The sequence below is a fragment of the Dokdonia sp. Asnod3-C12 genome, from assembly GCF_045063975.1.
Taxonomy (GTDB): Bacteria; Bacteroidota; Bacteroidia; order Flavobacteriales; family Flavobacteriaceae; genus Dokdonia.
In genome coordinates this window covers 2,872,341-2,891,641 of record NZ_JBEFNY010000003.1, presented here as the reverse complement: position 1 = coordinate 2,891,641, position 19,301 = coordinate 2,872,341, and the positions used below count along the sequence as shown (strand labels likewise).

The following is a 19,301-nucleotide window of genomic DNA, read 5'->3' as shown; positions in this document are numbered from 1 at the left end:
AGGGGTGATTTTAAAAAAAACATAAAAATTTACAAAACAACACCACAATTTATAGCCTTAACTAAATTTTAAGATACATTTGGGAACTAATCAACAATAAAACCACACTCTTATGAAGTCCATTATTACGTTCTTAGTACTAGCCATTACAACCACTTCCCTATTTGCTCAGGAAGAATCAACAAAGAAAAAATTTACTGTAGAAGGAAGTGTTGACACTTACTTTAGACAAAACCTTTCTGGACCTAATGGCGAGGATGCTATCGCTCCAAATACCTCCTTTGCAAATCGCAATGGTTTTGCAATTGGTATGGCAAATGTGATAGGTTCTTTTGAAAGTGAAAATGGAAAAGTAGGTGCTGTCGCAGATTTAGTTTTTGGCCCTAGAGGTGAAGAAGCTGTTTTCTTATCTGGACCTTCTTCAAATATTGTAAACCAACTTTACGTATACTGGAATGTTTCGGAAAAAGTAAAACTTACTTTAGGAAACTTTAATACCTTCTTAGGTTATGAAGTAATCTCTCCTACTCTCAACTTTAACTACTCAACGTCTTATATGTTTTCATATGGACCATTTTCTCATACGGGTATAAAAGCAGACTTTACTTTATCTGAAGATTGGAGCGCTATGGTAGGTGTACTTAACCAGACAGATGCTACAGAATTTAATTTTGATAACGATTACACACTAGGCGCTCAGCTAGGTTATAAATCCACGTATCTTAATTTCTTGTATGGAAAGCAAGGAGGAAGTACAGAAAGTACATTCCAAGTAGATCTTACTACTGGTCACGATCTATCAGATGACTTTTACCTAGGTCTTAACGCAACATACAATGACACAGACGGAGCTTCATTTTATGGTGTTGCGCTATATCCACAATACAAAACATCAGAATCTTTCACACTAGGACTGAGAGGAGAATACTTTGCAGAAGCAGAAGGTGGTGCTGGAGCCATAGGAGGTTATGATGATGAAGGAGATGCATCTGTACTTGCAGTTACTCTTACTGGAAGTTATACCGTAGGTGACCTTACCATCAAACCAGAATTTCGCTTAGACAGTGCTAGTGAAGACACATTCCTTGATACTGACCTTGAACCTAACAGCTCATTATCTTCATTTCTAATTGCAGGTATCTATAAATTCTAATAAAACTAATCTCTAATTATGATACAACTATTAAACTCAATTATGCCTAATCTCATGTTTATACAAGACACTGTAAGTCCTGAAGATTTAGAAAATGCAATCACTGCGATTAATGGAGACATAGGAATGCTTTGGATGCTACTATCTGGTATACTAGTATTCTTTATGCAAGCCGGATTCACATTAGTAGAATCTGGAATGACACGTTCTAAAAATGCCGTAAATATTGCAATGAAAAACCTACTAGATATTTGCGTAGGTTCTTTAACATACTGGATTGTAGGATACTCTCTGATGTATGGAGACACTTCTAACGGTTGGTTTTTCTGGAGTGGTCTTTTTCAAGGAGAAGGTGCAGATCTTTTCTTCCAAACAATGTTTGCTGCAACAGCTGCGACCATCGTATCTGGAGCAATTGCAGGTAGAACAAAATACTCTACTTACATTATATTCTCTCTAATAATGACAGCCGTTATTTATCCTATTTCAGGAGGATGGCAATGGCAAGGAGAAGGCTGGTTATCTAACCTAGGCTTCATTGATTTTGCTGGATCATCTATTGTACACTCTGTAGGTGGATGGGCTGCATTAGTTGCTGCTGTATTGGTAGGACCACGTATTGGAAAATTTGTCGATGGAAAAGTATTTGAAATACCAGGACACAACCAAGTACTAGCCACTCTAGGTGTATTTATTCTTTGGTTAGGATGGTTTGGTTTCAATGGTGGATCTCAACTCGCTTGGGGTGGAGCAGATGCTATAGGAGCTTCAAATGTTGTATTGATCACTAACCTATCTGCTGCTGCAGGTGGACTAGGTGCATTAATAACAACGTGGATCTGGTATGGAAAACCACACCTAGCACAAACCTTAAATGGAGCCCTTGCCGGTTTAGTAAGTATTACTGCGGGTTGTGGTAATATGAGCGCTGGAGGAGCGGTTTTAGCTGGATTAATAGGAGGTATCCTAGTCGTATTTTCAATAGAGTTTATCGAGAAGAAACTTAAAATTGACGATGCAGTAGGTGCAGTTTCAGTACACGGAGTTGTAGGTGTTTGGGGAACCATAGTAATTGGACTTTGGGGAATTGATGGAGATGCAGGAATAGGCCTACTTAATGGTGGTGGCGCTAGTCAACTAGGCGTTCAAGCATTAGGTGCTTTGGCGTATGCAGCATGGTCTATTGGCTTATCATTCATCATTTTATTTGCACTTAAGAAGACTATTGGACTACGTGTAAGTAAAGAAATAGAAGAATTAGGTCTTGATATGGCAGAACACGGTACCATAGCTTACCCAGGAAAAAGAGATAGAGGTGAGTAATTAAATATCAACCTCAATTCGCATATTTTACTTTAATTTTAAAACCCTGACCAGATGGTCAGGGTTTTTTATTATCGGTATTTTATTACGCTTTCGCGAAAGCGTATATAAATTAAGTACCTTAGAGTAATGAACGAACAAGCTCCCACCACTACAAAGATCTTAATGGTTTGCCTAGGAAACATATGCCGCTCTCCGCTAGCCGAAGGTATTTTAAGATCTAAGCTAGACGAAACTCTTTTTACTGTAGACTCCGTAGGTACAGGAGATTGGCACGTTGGTAATCCGCCAGATCCTAGGAGCGTAAAAGTAGGATTATCTCATGGTGTGGATATCTCAGGACTTAGAGGGAGACAGTTATCTGAAAGTGATTTTAATGATTTTGATCATATTTATGTGATGGATCAAAACAATCTGGAAGATGTGCTAGCCAAAGCAACTTCAGATGAGCAGCGCCGTAAAGTAGTGATGATTCTCGATGTAGTGTTTCATGGAGAAAAAGTAGATGTTCCAGATCCATATCATGGAAGTGCAGAAGACTTTGAGAGAGTATATGAAATGCTGGATACCGCATGCGATCATATCGCAAAGGAACTAGCGTAATTTATTACATCATACATCTTATTAGAAATTATAGACATTGCAAAAGTAAATATTGCTCATATGAGACGATGTATTTATATTGCAACCCATACGATAACCCCAACCTATAAACTACTTACCTATGAGTTCATTTACCGCAACTGGAAAATTATATCTGATACCTACGACTCTAGGTGACACAAGCGCTCTAGAAGTAATGCCTATCTCAGTAAAAAAGGTGGTAGAATTTATAGATACGTATATCGTAGAAAACGAAAAAACAGCACGTCGCTCCATTAAAGCGATATCTCCTGGCAAATCACAACCCTCATTAAAATTATTCCCATTAAATAAATACACAGATATTGCTGAGCTCCCATCGTATTTAGAGCCATGTTTACAAGGGGAATCTGTAGGGTTACTATCTGAGGCTGGAGTTCCAGGTGTTGCAGATCCTGGAGCAGAAGTTGTAAAAATTGCCCATCAAAAAGGCATTCAGGTGGTACCACTTGTAGGTCCATCTTCTATACTCATGGCAATGATGAGCAGCGGTATGAATGGTCAAAATTTTGCTTTTAATGGATATCTACCTATTGACGCACAACAGCGTAAGCAAGAGTTGAAACGATTAGAACGATTATCTTCTGAGCAGGGACAAACGCAATTATTCATTGAGACTCCGTATCGCAATAATAAGATGCTAGAAGACATTTGCAATACTGTTCATCCTGAAACACAAGTTTGTATTGCTTGCGATATCACGCTTCCTACAGAATATATAGTTACAAAAAGTGCTTCTTTCTGGAAAACTAATGCACCAGACTTACACAAAAGACCTGCAATTTTTATAATTCACAAGTCATATTAAGTTAGCGCCTCAAATTAGCTGGCCTAGGATATTTTTGTTGGATTTTTTTGATCATAGGTTCTAGACCATTTACTTTAATTTCCATCATTTCTTGAAGTAACCTTCCCAGCTTACCTTCTGGAAAACCTTGTTGTCTAAACCACACAAAATAAGATTCTGGCAGATCTACTAAGTACCAACCTTTATATTTACCAAAAGGCATTCTATAATAAGCCATCTCGATGAGGTGATCCTGTGCTTCTTTATGTATATCTGCCATGCTTGTTATTTCTTAATCACCGTTTTACCCTCAATCGTTATTGCCGAACCTTCTATCAAATATATAGAAGTAGGCTTCTGTGTTTGTAGGAAGCTAAATTTAGCACCGTACATCGCCTCAAAGTCAATATCAAACGTTGCTTTCTTTATAGGATGATAATTCCATCGCGGGTGCGTTACCTCGTACTCATTAGTTTTAAACTTAGAAGGACTCGCATATCCCCAATAATGTTCTGATATGAACTCCATCTCACTATTCTTCTCAATAGGTTGTGAAGCTACAGCGGCCTCTATATTAATAGACTGCCACGTGCCATCCTTTTTCCATCCATATGAGATCTTGCGATGTTCACTTGTAATCTCCCACTCATGTCGCATGGGCAAGGTTTCATAGCTCTCATTATAAAGTGCATTTGCAACAAAAGAAATTGCAGGCTTAGGAACTACTTCTTTTATAAATACTGCTCCACGTTTCCAAATACCACCATCTTTTCTACGCACGTAAAAACGCAGATTCACTTCCTCAAAATTTACGTGAAACGGAATTTTAACACCCTTAATACGTGTTTCCAGAAACATAAAGGCAATGACACTCACGTAACATTTACCTTCATAAAAATCTAACTCTGTTCCATAAGGGACATATGGCTCTAAAAGAGCTGGATCTACCTCATAATTTATAAAAGCAAGCTGGCGCCATACTGCGGTAAGGAAGCTCATAGAATTATAGTGTGATAGTAATTAATGTAAAGTAGTGCGAGTCTCACCTAGACTGTAAAGTAGGATCGCCTACTGCTGATACACTTTTACACCATCTACATACGTAGCAGCGACTTTTAAGTTAGGAATCTTATCCTCTTCCACCGTCATGATATCTTCATCCATGATGATGAAATCTGCAAACTTTCCAGTTTCAATACTTCCTTTCTCGTCTTCTTCAAAATTTGAATAGGCAGCCCAGATTGTCATTCCTTTTAAAGTTTCTTCTCTAGTAAGTGCATTCTCCATTTGATATCCACCTTCTGGATATTGTTTTAAATCTTTACGAGCAACAGATGCATAAAATGTATAAAACGGACTTACCTGCTCTACAGGAAAATCTGTTCCTAGGATTACAATTCCTGACTGATTTAATAAGTCTTTGTATGCATAAGCTCCTTTGATACGCTCTGCTCCTACTCTATCTTCTGCCCAGTACATATCGCTAGTCGCGTGTGTAGGCTGTACAGAAGGTAAAATCTTATCACTAAAAACATCAAAATCTTCTCTTGATACTATTTGTGCATGTTCTACTTTCCATCTTGGATCTGTTTTTGAAGCTAGCACTTTTTCATAAGCTCTTAGTACGACTACGTTTGCACTATCACCTATGGCATGTGTATTCATTTGGAAATCTGCTGCGGCGATACGCTTTGCAAGATCATTCATCTCTTCAGATGGTGTGATCATCGCTCCAAAATGTCCATCCTTATCACTATAAGCCTCACGCATTGTCGCTCCACGAGAACCAAGAGCTCCATCACCATATACTTTTATAGAACGTACATTAAGACGATCTGTTTTTACTTTTCCTGTAGTTAGGTAGTGATCTAGATTTTCTTCATTATTAGATAACATTGCATATACTCTCATTTGCAAACTTCCAGCTTGCTGAAGACTATCTATAAGTTCTACAATGTTTTTATTAAGACCTGCATCATTTACTGTAGTAAGACCGTAAGAAAAACAAAGCTCCTGTGCTTCTAGTAACACTTGAGCACTTTCGGCAGTGCTAGGTTGTGGTAATACTGCGTCAACTAATGTTTGCGGTGTGTCAATAAGAACACCCGTTACTTTGCCGTCTACAAGTACGACTTCTCCTCCACTTACCTTTGTAGAAGCATCTATACTAGCAAGATCTAACGCTTTTTGATTTACTAAATATGCGTGACCGTCCACACGCTCTAAAACAACAGGAACATCTGGAAATAAAGCATCAAGCTTCTCCTTAGTAGGAAATTCTTTTACAGCCCAATCGTTCTGATCCCATCCTCTTCCTCTCAACACAGTTGCATCAGGATTTGCCTTTGCAAAGGCAGATACTTTTGCAATTACCTCATCATAACTTTCAGTACCAACGAGATCTGCTATTTGGAGGTTTTGACCAAGTCCATAAAAGTGACAGTGACCATCTATAAGTCCTGGCAACACAGTTTTTCCTGTAGCATCTATTGTTTCAGCAGCTTCATACTTTTCGGTAATGTCGTTAGACGTACCTACTGCTATAAATTTCCCATCTTTGATTGCAAAAGATTCCGCTTTCGCGAAAGCGTTATCTACCGTATACACATTTGCATTTGTGACAATAAGGTCTACAGATTGCTTAGTCTCGCAAGAGAATAATAAAGGAAGAATTGCTAAAGAATATAGAATTTTACGCATCGTTGGTTTTTTGTTTAAAAATACAAAAGACTCCTAGTACGTTGATAGTTTTTATCTAAGATTATGAACCTCAAGATTAACTTTTGCTTCTTGTGGTGACCTATAATTGGGGTGAAGATCAATTTCTAAATCATAAGTAATATTATACATCTCCAGAACTGCATCTATTCTATCTTTTCTGAGTTTTGCCTCTCGAGTTTTCAAGATGTACATATTGTACATCTTCACAGAATGTGTCAGAAATTTGTAAGCGAAAATAAAAATGAAGAAAGGTAATCCATACAATTTAAAAATCAGATAATATCCAGGGGGTTTCATGGATTCAAGTATCGTATACATGTAATGTAGAAAATAAACTCCCACGCCTATTAAGAACAAACCTAATAGACCAAAGACAAATACACTTTTAAACTTTGATCTCCTTTCAATTTTAGCATACTCAAAAAGAACATTAACCTCTCTTAGCCTGTTTTTGAATTTTGTAGAAAATAGCTTTTTTGAGCACGTACGGTTAAAGTCTGGTTTGCATTTTGTGAGATTACAAATTGAACCCTCACGTAAGTTTTTACGCTGGTGATTACAAAGTTCGCAGTGCCAATTATTGTTCAATAGTCTCTAATATCTTAAATAACTGCTACTATCTTAATAACAGACTGGCTTAAAGATATACATTATAGAAAAAACCACCCTGACTCTGCACCACATTTTCAACATTTGAAAACTGTACATCTGAGTAGTTGTTTACATTACAACACTCTCCCTCTTGAAACTCCACGTCAAAAGACAAATCTGTATCAAAACCATCAGGAACTGTTATACGCAACACTACATTAGAGCGACTTTCAGAAAAAGCATTAAGTGCTACTTGAGCCATTTGTGACTCATCAGATATACCCGTAAAAAAAGGGAAGTCTGCATTATTCGACACATCTGTAACTACTAGTTCATCAAAAGAATATGTATCGTTAAAGAATACATCTTCTCCAGTTTCGGAGTCTAAGAATTGTATAATAATATTACCTGACGCACAAGATACTGCACTGCAATCTGCTAGAGCGCTGTCTAAATCACTACTACAAGAACTCAGCATAATAATGAATGCTAGCGCACCTATTAATCTCTTCATAACCTTAGGGGTTTATATGGAAGATGCACTCTTTGTAGAAAGGTTGCTTTTAAAAGTCAAATTTATAAGTAGCTCCCACCATTCCTTGAAGACCTTGCACTTCATAGTTAAGCCATTTCTCGTAATTACTGTCTAGAATATTGTTTACACGAGCAAATGCAGACAGACGATTATTAAAGCGATAGCCCACATGAGCATTTGCATCAAAATAGCTATCTAGGGTTTCCACTGTATTTGTAATCAAAAGATCTGCAGGGTCGTTACTAGATACTAAATCACTGCGTTCTCCCATGAAGAATAAGTTTACTCCGGCAAACCATTTTTCTGTAATCTGGTAATCTGCAAAAACAGATGCCTGCAAGTCTGGAAGGTTCCAAGCTTCTTGCTGGCTATCTGTGTTATAAGTATAATATTGACCGTTTACTTTCATTTTAAAGTTTGCATTCACATCAAAATTAAGCTCTGCAAATACTCCTACCGTATTGATATCATCATAAGCAATTGAGAAAGAGTTTCCGTTTGCATATCCATTTGCACCAAAGCCATTACCGCTTTGCGAGTATGGATTGTGAATGAATAAAGCCTTATCACTCTCTGCCGTATAACTTGCACGTAGGTTATAACTCAAAGCTTCAGATAATTTACCCTTCATTCCTAAATAACCGTCATACTGTTTATCTGTTGGCTTGATAGTAAGTGTAGGTGAGATAAATGGATTTTCTTGAGCAAAGTCATGGTAGTTATTTTGCTGTAATCCACCTTCAAGTCCTGCATACGCAATGAAATAATCTCCAGCCACTCGGTAAGAAGCTGTAATTTTTGGATACACAAAAAAGTTTGTTTCACTGGCCTCAGTATCAAGCGACACCATAGCCTCTACTCCTAAAGTCACCTCAAGATCATCTCTTAAAATTACAAGACTTGGATTAATCCCCGCATTAAGAAAGCTATAGTTGATTTCTGTATCTACGGTACCAAATGCGTTGTCAAAAGAACCACTTACATAATCTGCTGTTACTTTAGTAGTAATAAGCTCTCCCGCAATAGGAAACTCAAATGTAGGAGCAACTACTGCTCTAAGTTCGCCGCTATCTTGATCATCACCAAAGTATCTCAACGTAGCATTTGCTTTCTTAAAGAAAGAATCTTGCAAACTCACACTACCATTTAATCCTGCTGTGAGAAAAGAATGAGACACGTCAAAATCTTCATTAAATAAAGGCGTGTTACCTGCTCCGTTAATTGTCTTAAGTTCCTCAGGAATTCCATACCAATTATATACTTGATGTTTTGCATCAAGATCTGCTCTCCATGTCATATCACGCTCACGCGCTCCGTAACTTAAATTAAGTCTGCTATCATAAAAATAATCGTCAACTACAGTACCGTCTATTCCGCCCTGAGAAGAATTATGGTTTAAAAAGACACCAAAATCCTCTGTACGGCTTATTTGAAAATTACTATAAAGCTCTGCTAAAACAGATGTATAGCTACCAAAACCAACAGTTGCATAGTTATCATACAACTTCTCTTTTTTAGTTTTCTTTACTACGGCAGCTTTGCCTTTGGCTGGAGTAAACGTACTCGCTACAGGCACAGAAAAGATGCTATAAGTCACCTTCTTTTTTGCTGTAGTGATAGAGTCATTAAGCGCAGGAGTCGCTTTTACTTTAAAAGCATCACTTATGGTAGGAGTATACGCTTTTACAACGTTTACCACTTCTGTACCTATGGTAGACTCTTCTTCTTGTGCAGTAACTACTTGAACAAAAAGCATTGCAAATGCAACAAGTCCTAAGTTATATAATGTATTGAATGAACGATTCATATAATGTATTGTCTTAATTCGTTAGACGTTTGTCTTATTTATAAAGCAAGTGATATGTTGATGTATTAATCAACAACTACCCTTTTTCTACAGAGGCATTTGTTTTTCCTTCTGCTTGTTTAATAATTGCTAGTTCGCCACGTGCTTTTTCTACAGTTTCTGGATAATCTGCAAAGTTTGTAATTACACTTTCTAGAATGTATGTTGCTTGATATGCATCTCCTAATGCATAAAAGTTCTTTGCCATAAGCACAAGTCCTTTTGCTCCATACTCTTTAAAACCACTGTAATCTTTAGCAAGTTTTTGCACTGCCACATTAGATGCTTCAAAGTTTTGAGCCTCATTTTTAAAGTAGGCATCATAATACAAAGCCTCTGCTGCTAGTGCACCTGTAGCAATTTTTTGAACCTCGGCGTATGCTGTTTTAGCTCTTGCCTTATCCCCTGTTTTTATAGAAGAGCGAGCAATTATTATTTGCGCATCACTTTTTACTGCATTATCAATTTTTGCATTTCCAAGTACCTTTTCGGCATAGCTTACTGCTTTTATCAAGTCTTCACCTTCATAAAAAGATTTCATGAGATTAGACTGAGCAAAAACAATATTCTGTGGGAAGTCTGCTTCTGTTTCTAGTCGCTTTAACACCGGAATTGCAGCTGAGTAATTTTTATCTGTAAGATATACTTGTCCTAAACGTGCAAGTGCTTGCTCCGTAAATTCACTACGCTCCTTTGCAATAACAAATTGGTAATGCGGAATTGTTTTTTTGTATTCTGCTTTCGCGAAAGCGAGCTGTCCTAAGTAAAAATGAGCTTGTAATGCATGCTGCCCATTAGGATAATCACTCAAATATGACTCAAAAAGTCGTTCTGCTTGACCTACATTATTCTCCACATATTGCTTCTCTGCCGAAGCGTAAGCAGCATCATCAAGCTCTGCATCCTCCACATCGATAAAATCTAGTGTACTCACCCATTGACCATATTCATCTACACGACCTAGGTCTATATAAATAAGTTTTGCTGTAGTCACTGCTTGTAATGCCTCCGGAGTCCCAGGATAATCTCCAGCTACCTTGCGTAATAGTGCGAGTGCCTCGTCGGACTTGTTTTTATTATCAAGTATCAACGCTTTTTTAAGCATTGCTTTTGACACGTAAGAGCTACCAGGCAAATCTCTTACTAGTTTATCATAAGCAGTAATTGCTTGATCATTTTTGTTTTGAGATACATAGATGTTACCTAATTCATAAAGCGCATCATCGCGATAAGTAGAATTTGGAAACTTGGTCGAAAAAGTTTGAAGTCCGTTTATTTTGTCCTCATCCTTTTTTATAAAACCATAACTCATCGATTTTTGAAAAGTCGCATAATCTTGATCTGTCATATTAAGCGCTATAGACTTATTATAGGCTTCAAGTGCAGGCCAGTACTTACTACTTATAAAACGGCTATCACCTAGACGTAAGTACGTATCATTAAGTTTAGTTTGATCCTGCATATTACTTGCAGCATACGATTCAAAAACTGTCGCTGCTTGCTCATACTGCTTATCAGAAAAATATGCGTAAGCAAGATTATAATTGATGTCTTTATATTCTGGAGTACTTGCAGCATTACTGTTATTTAAAAACTGCTTGTACCCTATAATTGCTTCTTTAAAATCATTTGCAACATAATCACTTTCTGCTTTCCAGTAAGTTGCACGTGTCACATATAATGGATCGCGTGGCTCTTTAAGAGATTTCTTAAATGCAGCAGCAGCCTCTGGATAATTGCCCTCATTATAAAGATCAAGACCATAAAGAAACGCTACTTTTTGATAAGCTACCTTATTATCAAAATTGCTGTTGCTTTCTAGCAAGCGCATTGCCTCTTTGTAATTTTTTGAGGTGATATAAGAATCAATAAGCAACGCTTCTAGCTCTGTCTTAGCTGGTGATTTTGGATATGCGTCTATATAATCTGTAATCACAGCAGGTGTAGACTTGTATGCATTACCTATTTCATAGCTCAACTTTGCATAATTAAGACCACTATCTTCTTTAATTTGTGCATTAAAATCCATCTCACTTGCATTTTTAAATGCATTGAGTGCTTCTTGCTTTTTATCTAATTTTAGGTAAGATTCTGCTAAGTGGTAATATCCATTTTGTGCTACACTATTGTCCCCATCAATAATTTTATTAAATTCATTGATAGCATTTGCATAATCTCCTTGCTTATAATAAGTATACCCTAGCTGGTAGTAATCTGTATTATTCCACTTACCACGTTTTCCTTTGTAAGCTTGTAAATATGGTAATGCCTCTGCATACTTCTTTTGATTAAAATAGCTTTCTCCTATAATTTTATTAAGCTCAGACTTTTCTGTTGGGTTTGCCTTTGCTAGCTGTGACTTTCCCTCAGAAATTGCTTCATCAAATTTCCCTAACTTAAAATTAAGGTCTGCTTTAAAGTATGCAAGATCCTCATTATACGCTCCTCCTGTTTCTGCTTCTACTTCCTCAAAAAGCTCATTTGCCTCTTCATATTCATCACCCTCATAAGCCATAAAACCTATGTAATACTTAGCCTGCGCTCCATATTTTTTTGAATCACGTACACGGTTTAAGTACTTCTTTGCTTCATCAAAACGATTACTTTTAAAATAAGCATAACCGTTATTAAAGTAAAAAGTCTCCTTCTCTCCAGCCGTAAGCGTACTTTCATCTACGCGATCATACCATTTACGAGCGTAAGCAAATTTGCCATTATCAAAGTAATACTGAGCTACATCTAGAAATGCACTGTTGCGCTTTGTACTTGTAGGGTACTCTGTCACAAAAGTGGTCATAAGATCATCTGCCCCTTGCTGGTTAAGACGCACTGCCGCGTTTGCAATGTAATAAGCACAATCACCTTTTACGGTGGTATCATCTGTATCTCCCTTTACTTCCTCAAAAAGAGTTTGCGATGCTAGATATTGCTTACTATTATATAAGGAGAGTGCCTTATTAAATTGTACAAGATCATTCGTATATATTGCCGATTGTTGCGCTACAGCAATAGTTGAATATAAAAATAATGCAACAAGTACGTACTTGATTTTATGCATAGTTAAGAGTTGTTTTATGTGTTCTGATCATTATCAGGAATAGACTAAAAAAGTGTAATATAAGCACGCTTTCGCGAAAGCAAAACGCATCATTTACACCTCACCAAAGTTAGCTTTCTTCCTTAAGGATAACGTCAGAAATCTTTGTTAATTATATCAAGTTGTGAAAAGGATTTTAACAGTCTAAAAGATTACTTCAAAAAGCAAAACAATTAAAATCGAACCTCTTGCTTCTAAGTAAATTAGCCACCTGAAGTGAGATTAGACTGTATTCTATTTTAATTTTGACATTGCACAACACCTAACAATACATAACATTCCTCCCTACCTTTGTAACATTAAGAGCAAATGGAAACATCGATGACAGCAATTATAAAAATCAAACAACTAGGCTTTCAATGGGAAACACAAGATCCATTTCTTTTTTGTGCATATCATCTAGATAATTACCCAAAAGGTAATGAGCAGCTAGGTCCCGCTGCATCACTACAAGGACGTAATCTAGGAATGGATTTTGAGCCCCATCCAGATGGATGGAATATGTATCACGGCACTACAGTACCGGGATTTCCTGCGCATCCACACCGCGGTTTTGAGACTGTAACTATTGTAGAGCGAGGTCTCGCAGACCATAGTGATTCTCTAGGAGCTGCTGGGCGTTTTGGAAATGGAGATGTACAGTGGATGACCGCTGGCAAAGGCGTACAACACAGCGAAATGTTTCCGCTGCTGAATGATGATAAAGAAAATCCGCTGTTATTATTTCAACTCTGGCTCAACCTTCCTAAAAAGAATAAGCTGGTTGATCCGCATTTTAAAATGCTGTGGAATGAAGACATTCCTATTCATAACTTACAAGACGACGATGGAAAAAGTACAAGCATAAAACTCATATCTGGAGATTACAATGATACAAAAGCTCCCGATGCTGCTCCAGATTCTTGGGCAATGGATGCTAGTAATCACGTGGCCATCTGGCTAATTACTATGGAATCAAACGCTGTGTGGAAGATACCCTCAGCAGCTGCTCAACTAAATAGATCTCTATATTTTTATAGCGGAGAAAAAGTAACTATAGAAGGTAATCAGATACCAGTTAATCACAGTATTGATCTTTTAAGTGATCAAGAGCTTGAGATAAAAAACGGCAATACCACTGCAAGTTTTCTACTCTTACAAGGTAAACCTATAAATGAGCCAATTGCTCAACAAGGACCTTTTGTAATGAACAACCCTCAAGAAATTCATGAAGCCATCACCGAATTTAGAAAGACGGCTTTTGGTGGCTGGCCTTGGAGTTCTTATGATCATACGCACCCTAAAGAACGTGGGCGTTTTGCCCTGCATGCAGATGGTCGCGAAGAGATTAAGTAAGATCTATCACATTTTCGCGAAAGCGTCACACAAAAAAAACACCTCGCCTTTTACAGACGAGGTGCTTAATTTTTAACCTATAGTGTGGGTAAACTATAGCTCTTAGTACATAGCTCTTAATGCAGTAACATCATTTGAGCTGAATTCACCATCCTCATTGTTTGAGAAACAAGCTTGCATGATAGAGTCAAAATCTCTTGTTGGAGTTCCAGGTAATTGTATTGCTCCTGTAGATCCAGCAGACTCACCACCACCGCTTCCACAGCTCGCGCGATCATAATAATCTGAGTGACGGAAACCTATAGAGTGACCTATCTCGTGTGTGATCACGTGCTCATTTACGTTTGTAGATGATCCCTCAAGACCATAAATCTGTACAAACTTATTAGGAAGTCCTTGTGCACTTGGAAAACCAGCTACACCTCCACTTTGACCAGGATTATTTGCAGTGTTGTCATACACTACCATATCACTATTATTGAAGTTAGTTCCAAATGTAAGACGGAAACGTAATGCAGATCCAGAGATACGGTTGTAGTTATTTACAGCCCACTCTAATGCAGTACGGCCTTTTGAAGAAAGTCCGAAATTATCATTACCAGTATAACCTATGATATCTACTGTTCTGTTTGCTCCAGTTACAAGGTTGTTTGTTCTAAACTGTCTTGTGTCTTGGTTTGCTGTCATTTCTTCTAGCTCCTTTGCTGTCACAACAATATCTTCACCTATATAGATACGTTCTTGTACAGTTCCATCAGGAAGGTGGAAATCTCCTTTTGTTACTGCACCTGCATCAAGTTTAAGGTCCTCTCTAATTTTACCTAAAATTCCTGCATCAGTCACAGCTTCTCTAGTTTCTGCTACAAGCTCTTCAGTTACAAGATCATTCTCGATTGCTTCTTCTGTTTCTTTCTCACATGATGTGAATGTAATAGCCATCATCGCGATAGCCATTGCACTAAATTTGAATTGATTTTTCATTTGGATTGTTTATAAGGGTTAACATTTGATCCAAATTTAACTATTTTTAACAATTAAAATATAGTAATCATACCACTATAACGTTTTCGCTAATATTTTTATCAAATAATCATTTAAATAGTATAATTATTCGCAAAGCAATAAAGGGAATCCTTTTTTGGGAATCAACCACTTGAAAAGCAGCAGATTGAAAACCCATAAAGTTACTATAGTTTTAAAAAATCCAGTAAATATTCGATATTTACTTGTAAAAAAGCCAAATAAAATCATAATATTATATGTAAAATCCTTAATAATTTTACAACTATTAAGGATTTCGCAATTATATGGTCAATTATGGGATATTCTATATCTTGACTTAATTACTGTATGTTATAATCCTCAAAGTCTAGAGGATCAAAGTTTTTGAAATGCCCATTAAGAGCTATTAGTCTTTTAGTCCTATTTACAGATTTAAGCGTAGGTAATGATATCTCTAGATGTTCAATGAGATATTGTAATCGTCTATCTTCAGAAGGAATTTGTAGCAACTCATATTCTTGCTCTAAGGTCAATCCCATTTTATGAGCAAGTGTGAAACTTCGTATGGTATTCACATTAATTTCTGGCGTTTTCATATCGAGCTCATCATAAAAATCAGAAAGTAATGTGATAAGTCTTATTTTACGAGATGAAGATGGCTCTTGACGTTCCTCTATAAATGTAACCTCACCTCCAGCATATAATCGTTCTCCTAGCGTATTATAAAAGTTCATAAGTTTAAAAACCCTCAAGCCCTTACAGATAATATCTGCAGCTCCAGAAGGATATCGTTTTACCACCTGTGTAACTTCCATTTCTGTACCATAAGCAAGACTATTATTTATATAAGTGGGAATACCAAAGGTGATACCTCCAGATTCACAATCTTGTAATAATTGCTGGTATCTATCTTCAAACACATGCAAAGAGAGCGGCTCGCCAGGAAAGGCAACCATTTCTAAAGGGAACATAGGTAAAATTGCTGTAGCCATAACTCAGTTTTATCAATGAAAAATACGAAAGCTTATGCCCACTGTTATATAATGAACAATTTTTAACCTTATTGTTCAACATTTATTGACATTGTATCTTATCAATTTCCAAAACTCTTCTAATTTTGCTTTAAATACGTTAAGATGAAAAACAGAGATCTTTTAAACGTGGTCAACACCCACGGAAGTCCAGTTTATGTATACGATGCAGAGACTATTACGACACAATATAATAGACTTACTAATGCATTTAAGGATGTAAAACATTTAAGACTTAACTATGCCGTAAAAGCTTTAAGCAACATTTCTATATTACAGCATTTAAAGAGCTTGGGTTCTGGACTAGACACTGTTTCTATTCAAGAAGTACAACTAGGCCTTCTTGCTGGCTTTACTCCAGATCGCATCATCTTTACACCTAATGGCGTATCGCTTGCAGAGATAGAGGAAGTGGCACAAATGGGTGTACAAATTAATATAGACAACCTTTCTATACTAGAACAATTTGGGACAAAGCATCCTCAAATACCCGTGTGTATCCGTGTGAATCCTCACGTAATGGCTGGTGGAAACACTAACATTTCTGTAGGACACATCGATAGTAAATTTGGGATTAGTATTCACCAGCTACCACATGTACTCCGTATTGTGGAAAATACAGGGATGAATATCAATGGAATTCACATGCACACTGGAAGTGACATTCTCGATATTGATGTATTTGTATATGCTACAGAAATATTATTTGATGCTGCACAAAAATTCAGCGACCTTACTTTTATTGATTTTGGTAGCGGTTTTAAAGTACCTTATAAAGCAGGAGACATTGAGACTAACATAGAGGAACTAGGAGAGAAATTAGGTAAACGTTTTAACGCTTTCGCGAAAGCGTACGGAAAACCCCTCACTCTTACCTTTGAACCTGGTAAATTCCTTGTGAGCGAAGCAGGTAAATTTCTTGTACAAGTTAATGTAGTAAAACAAACGACGTCAACGGTGTTTGCTCAAGTAGATAGTGGGTTTAACCACTTAATACGACCTATGCTTTACGGAAGCCAGCATGAAATACGCAATATAAGTAACCCAAAAGGGAGAGAACGTTTTTATAGTGTTGTGGGATACATCTGTGAGACAGATACTTTTGCAAACAACCGTCGTATCTCAGAAATTTCTGAAGGTGACATTCTAGCATTTGATAATGCAGGTGCGTATTGCTTTACGATGGCGAGCAATTATAACAGTCGCTACAGACCTGCAGAGGTGTTGATCAAAAACGGCGAAGCGCATTTAATACGTAAACGAGAAACCTTTGAAGACCTCATAAGTAACCAAGTTATTCTCAAAGAATAATCACACATAAAACTATCATAAAGACCAGCAAACAGCTGGTCTTTTTTATGAATACTCAGTACATTTATACTATGAAATATTGGGTATTTATAGTAGTAATATTTGCAAGTTGCAGCAATCCTATCGAGACAGCATTAAGCTCAAAAAACGAGCTTATAAAAACCGTTGTGAGCGATATTAAAAAACACGAAGTACAAATATTATTTACACAGATCGACACGTCAGATAGTGGCGAAATGATATTTACAGATTACGAGTATAACGTACATACTGATCAGTATTTCTATCCAGCAAACACTATAAAACTACCTGTAGCCCTACTAGCAGCAGAGTTTATGGATGCAAATGAGAACCTCAACCTTGACACACCATATATTATAGATGATGACGACAACCTCCACACAGTGTCTGACGATATTAGACAGATTTTTGCAGTAAGTGATAATGAATCCTACAACAGGCTTTATGAGATTTTAGGTAGAGATTATATTAACAACCGCTTACGCGAAAAAGGACTAAACAACACCCGTGTCGTCCACAGATTATCTACGCCAAATGCTGATAAAGCTAGCAGGAGCAATATTCGATTTTTTCCAGGATATACAGAAGACGTGATTGAATTAAAAAATCAAACAGATAGAGATATCAATCCAGTTACTATACAAGGAATTAACAAAGGCAAAGGATATATAGAAGATGGAGTGCTAAAAGAATCTCCAATGAACTTTAGCGAGAAAAACTACTTCCCGCTAGAAGAGCAACATGTACTAATCAAAAAGCTTATAGCCCCAGAAGTCTTTCCCGCAGCAGAACGATTTGACCTCTCCGAAGAAAGTAGAACTCGCTTACTATCTGCAATGAAAGCACTACCTAGTGAGGCAAAATATACCTCGCCGGAGTATTATGATAGTTACGTTAAGTTTTTCATGTATGGAGACTCCAAAGATGATATACCTCGCAATATCAAAGTTTACAATAAAGTGGGATATGCATATGGAACGCTTACAGAGACTGCATATATTATTGACACAGAGAATGACATTCGCTTTATACTCTCTGCAACTATTTTAGTAAATGAGAATGCAATTTTTAATGATGATACCTATGAGTATGAAAATATAGGCATCCCTTTTCTCGCGCAACTAGGTCGTGAAATCTATAAACAAGAAAAAGAGCGTAAGGATTAAAGCACCTTAGATGGAAATTTTGTTACTTCGCAGCACTATCAAGGCAATGCCTTAAATTGACAGCAAATTAATCTGCTTTTATAACCTATAAATCGAGTACTGTGAGCTTAAGAGAACTTAATAAACGCACCACCATTTGTGAGCTATGTAGTAACGAATATGATCTTTCTCCATTTATCGTGGAACCAAGAGAAGATGATATTCTTGCCTGCAAAACATGTATCAACCAGATTAACAATCCAGAAGAGGTAGATCCAAATCACTGGAGATGTCTCAATGATAGTATGTGGAGCACAGAACCTGCAGTACAAGTTGTCGCGTGGCGTATGCTTACGAGATTACGTAAAGAAGGCTGGCCACAAGATCTTCTTGACATGATGTACTTAGAAGAAGAAACGCTTGAGTGGGCAAAAGCTACTGGAGAGCACATAGAGGAGGATGAAAACACCATCATTCATAAAGACTCAAACGGAACGAGACTAGCTAACGGTGATAGTGTTGTTTTAATTAAAGATCTAGATGTAAAAGGAGCCAACTTTACTGCAAAACGCGGAGAGTTTATGCGTAATATAAATCTTGTACATGATAATCCTGAGCACATAGAAGGTCGTATACAAGGCCAACAAGTTGTCATTGTTACTCAATATGTAAAAAAGAGTAGCTAGACTCTATTCTATCTTACTATAAATCAAAAAACGCTCTGGTAAACCAGAGCGTTTTTTTTAGTTCGTTTAGACAAA

General features: G+C 37.1%; 17 protein-coding genes. 8 read left to right on the top strand and 9 right to left on the bottom strand.

Annotation, left to right across the window (positions count from 1 at the left end; all coding sequences use genetic code 11):
* The first annotated feature begins 112 nt into the window (after positions 1-112).
* The 4 genes from ACJJVW_RS13095 to ACJJVW_RS13080 all read left to right on the top strand — a co-directional run bounded on the left by ACJJVW_RS13095 (position 113) and on the right by ACJJVW_RS13080 (position 3,926).
* Entirely contained in the window at positions 113-1,153 is a 1,041-nt protein-coding gene (locus ACJJVW_RS13095) for a porin (protein WP_298324188.1), read from the top strand.
* Positions 1,154-1,207: 54 nt separating this feature from the next.
* Positions 1,208-2,476: an ammonium transporter gene (locus ACJJVW_RS13090; protein ID WP_405253106.1), complete on the top strand. Its 1,269-nt coding sequence runs from the start codon at positions 1,208-1,210 to the stop codon at positions 2,474-2,476.
* Positions 2,477-2,605: 129 nt separating this feature from the next.
* Complete coding sequence (locus ACJJVW_RS13085; RefSeq protein WP_298324185.1) at positions 2,606-3,079, top strand: low molecular weight protein-tyrosine-phosphatase; 474 nt, start codon at positions 2,606-2,608, stop codon at positions 3,077-3,079.
* Positions 3,080-3,200: 121 nt separating this feature from the next.
* A complete protein-coding gene (locus tag ACJJVW_RS13080; protein WP_298324182.1) occupies positions 3,201-3,926 on the top strand; it encodes an SAM-dependent methyltransferase in 726 nt (241 codons plus the stop codon).
* A 1-nt stretch (position 3,927) separates the two neighbouring features.
* Here ACJJVW_RS13080 and ACJJVW_RS13075 read toward each other — a convergent pair whose 3' ends face one another.
* The 7 genes from ACJJVW_RS13075 to ACJJVW_RS13045 form a co-directional block, all read right to left on the bottom strand.
* Complete coding sequence (locus ACJJVW_RS13075; RefSeq protein ID WP_013749509.1) at positions 3,928-4,185, bottom strand: DUF3820 family protein; 258 nt, start codon at positions 4,183-4,185, stop codon at positions 3,928-3,930.
* A 5-nt stretch (positions 4,186-4,190) separates the two neighbouring features.
* The gene (locus ACJJVW_RS13070) at positions 4,191-4,904 is read right to left on the bottom strand and encodes a YqjF family protein (protein ID WP_405252393.1); all 714 of its coding nucleotides are present in this window, start codon (positions 4,902-4,904) and stop codon (positions 4,191-4,193) included.
* A 69-nt stretch (positions 4,905-4,973) separates the two neighbouring features.
* Positions 4,974-6,605 carry an amidohydrolase gene (locus ACJJVW_RS13065; RefSeq protein ID WP_298324173.1) on the bottom strand — a complete coding sequence of 544 codons (1,632 nt, stop codon included), beginning with the start codon at positions 6,603-6,605 and terminating at the stop codon, positions 4,974-4,976.
* 51 nt (positions 6,606-6,656) lie between these two features.
* Positions 6,657-6,818: a hypothetical protein gene (locus tag ACJJVW_RS13060; protein WP_405252391.1), complete on the bottom strand. Its 162-nt coding sequence runs from the start codon at positions 6,816-6,818 to the stop codon at positions 6,657-6,659.
* Positions 6,819-7,263: 445 nt separating this feature from the next.
* On the bottom strand, positions 7,264-7,731 hold the full coding sequence (locus tag ACJJVW_RS13055; RefSeq protein WP_379953065.1) for a hypothetical protein: 468 nt from the start codon (positions 7,729-7,731) through the stop codon (positions 7,264-7,266).
* Between the two features lie 49 nt (positions 7,732-7,780).
* Positions 7,781-9,559, bottom strand: coding sequence for a TonB-dependent receptor (locus ACJJVW_RS13050; protein ID WP_379953064.1), 1,779 nt, complete (start codon positions 9,557-9,559; stop codon positions 7,781-7,783).
* 76 nt (positions 9,560-9,635) lie between these two features.
* Positions 9,636-12,656, bottom strand: a complete 3,021-nt coding sequence (locus ACJJVW_RS13045; RefSeq protein WP_405252388.1) for a tetratricopeptide repeat protein — start codon at positions 12,654-12,656, stop codon at positions 9,636-9,638.
* Positions 12,657-13,016: 360 nt separating this feature from the next.
* On the opposite strand from ACJJVW_RS13045, the gene ACJJVW_RS13040 reads away from it, so the two are divergent.
* Positions 13,017-14,030, top strand: a complete 1,014-nt coding sequence (locus ACJJVW_RS13040) for a pirin family protein (protein ID WP_405253104.1) — start codon at positions 13,017-13,019, stop codon at positions 14,028-14,030.
* Positions 14,031-14,132: 102 nt separating this feature from the next.
* On the opposite strand, the gene ACJJVW_RS13035 is transcribed toward ACJJVW_RS13040, so the two are convergent.
* Together ACJJVW_RS13035 and ACJJVW_RS13030 are read right to left on the bottom strand one after the other, a co-directional pair.
* Positions 14,133-15,011 (bottom strand): zinc-dependent metalloprotease, encoded by an 879-nt coding sequence (locus tag ACJJVW_RS13035; protein WP_405252386.1) that lies wholly within the window; start codon positions 15,009-15,011, stop codon positions 14,133-14,135.
* A 362-nt stretch (positions 15,012-15,373) separates the two neighbouring features.
* The gene (locus ACJJVW_RS13030) at positions 15,374-16,024 is read right to left on the bottom strand and encodes an LON peptidase substrate-binding domain-containing protein (RefSeq protein ID WP_405252384.1); all 651 of its coding nucleotides are present in this window, start codon (positions 16,022-16,024) and stop codon (positions 15,374-15,376) included.
* A 144-nt stretch (positions 16,025-16,168) separates the two neighbouring features.
* Here ACJJVW_RS13030 and lysA point away from each other — a divergent pair, with 144 nt between their 5' ends.
* The 3 genes from lysA (at position 16,169) to ACJJVW_RS13015 (ending at position 19,226) form a co-directional block, all read left to right on the top strand.
* Positions 16,169-17,374, top strand: coding sequence for a diaminopimelate decarboxylase (gene lysA / locus ACJJVW_RS13025; RefSeq protein WP_405252382.1), 1,206 nt, complete (start codon positions 16,169-16,171; stop codon positions 17,372-17,374).
* Positions 17,375-17,445: 71 nt separating this feature from the next.
* Positions 17,446-18,561 (top strand): serine hydrolase, encoded by a 1,116-nt coding sequence (locus ACJJVW_RS13020; RefSeq protein ID WP_405252380.1) that lies wholly within the window; start codon positions 17,446-17,448, stop codon positions 18,559-18,561.
* Positions 18,562-18,662: 101 nt separating this feature from the next.
* Complete coding sequence (locus tag ACJJVW_RS13015; RefSeq protein ID WP_339845126.1) at positions 18,663-19,226, top strand: PhnA domain-containing protein; 564 nt, start codon at positions 18,663-18,665, stop codon at positions 19,224-19,226.
* The last annotated feature ends 75 nt before the right edge of the window (positions 19,227-19,301 follow it).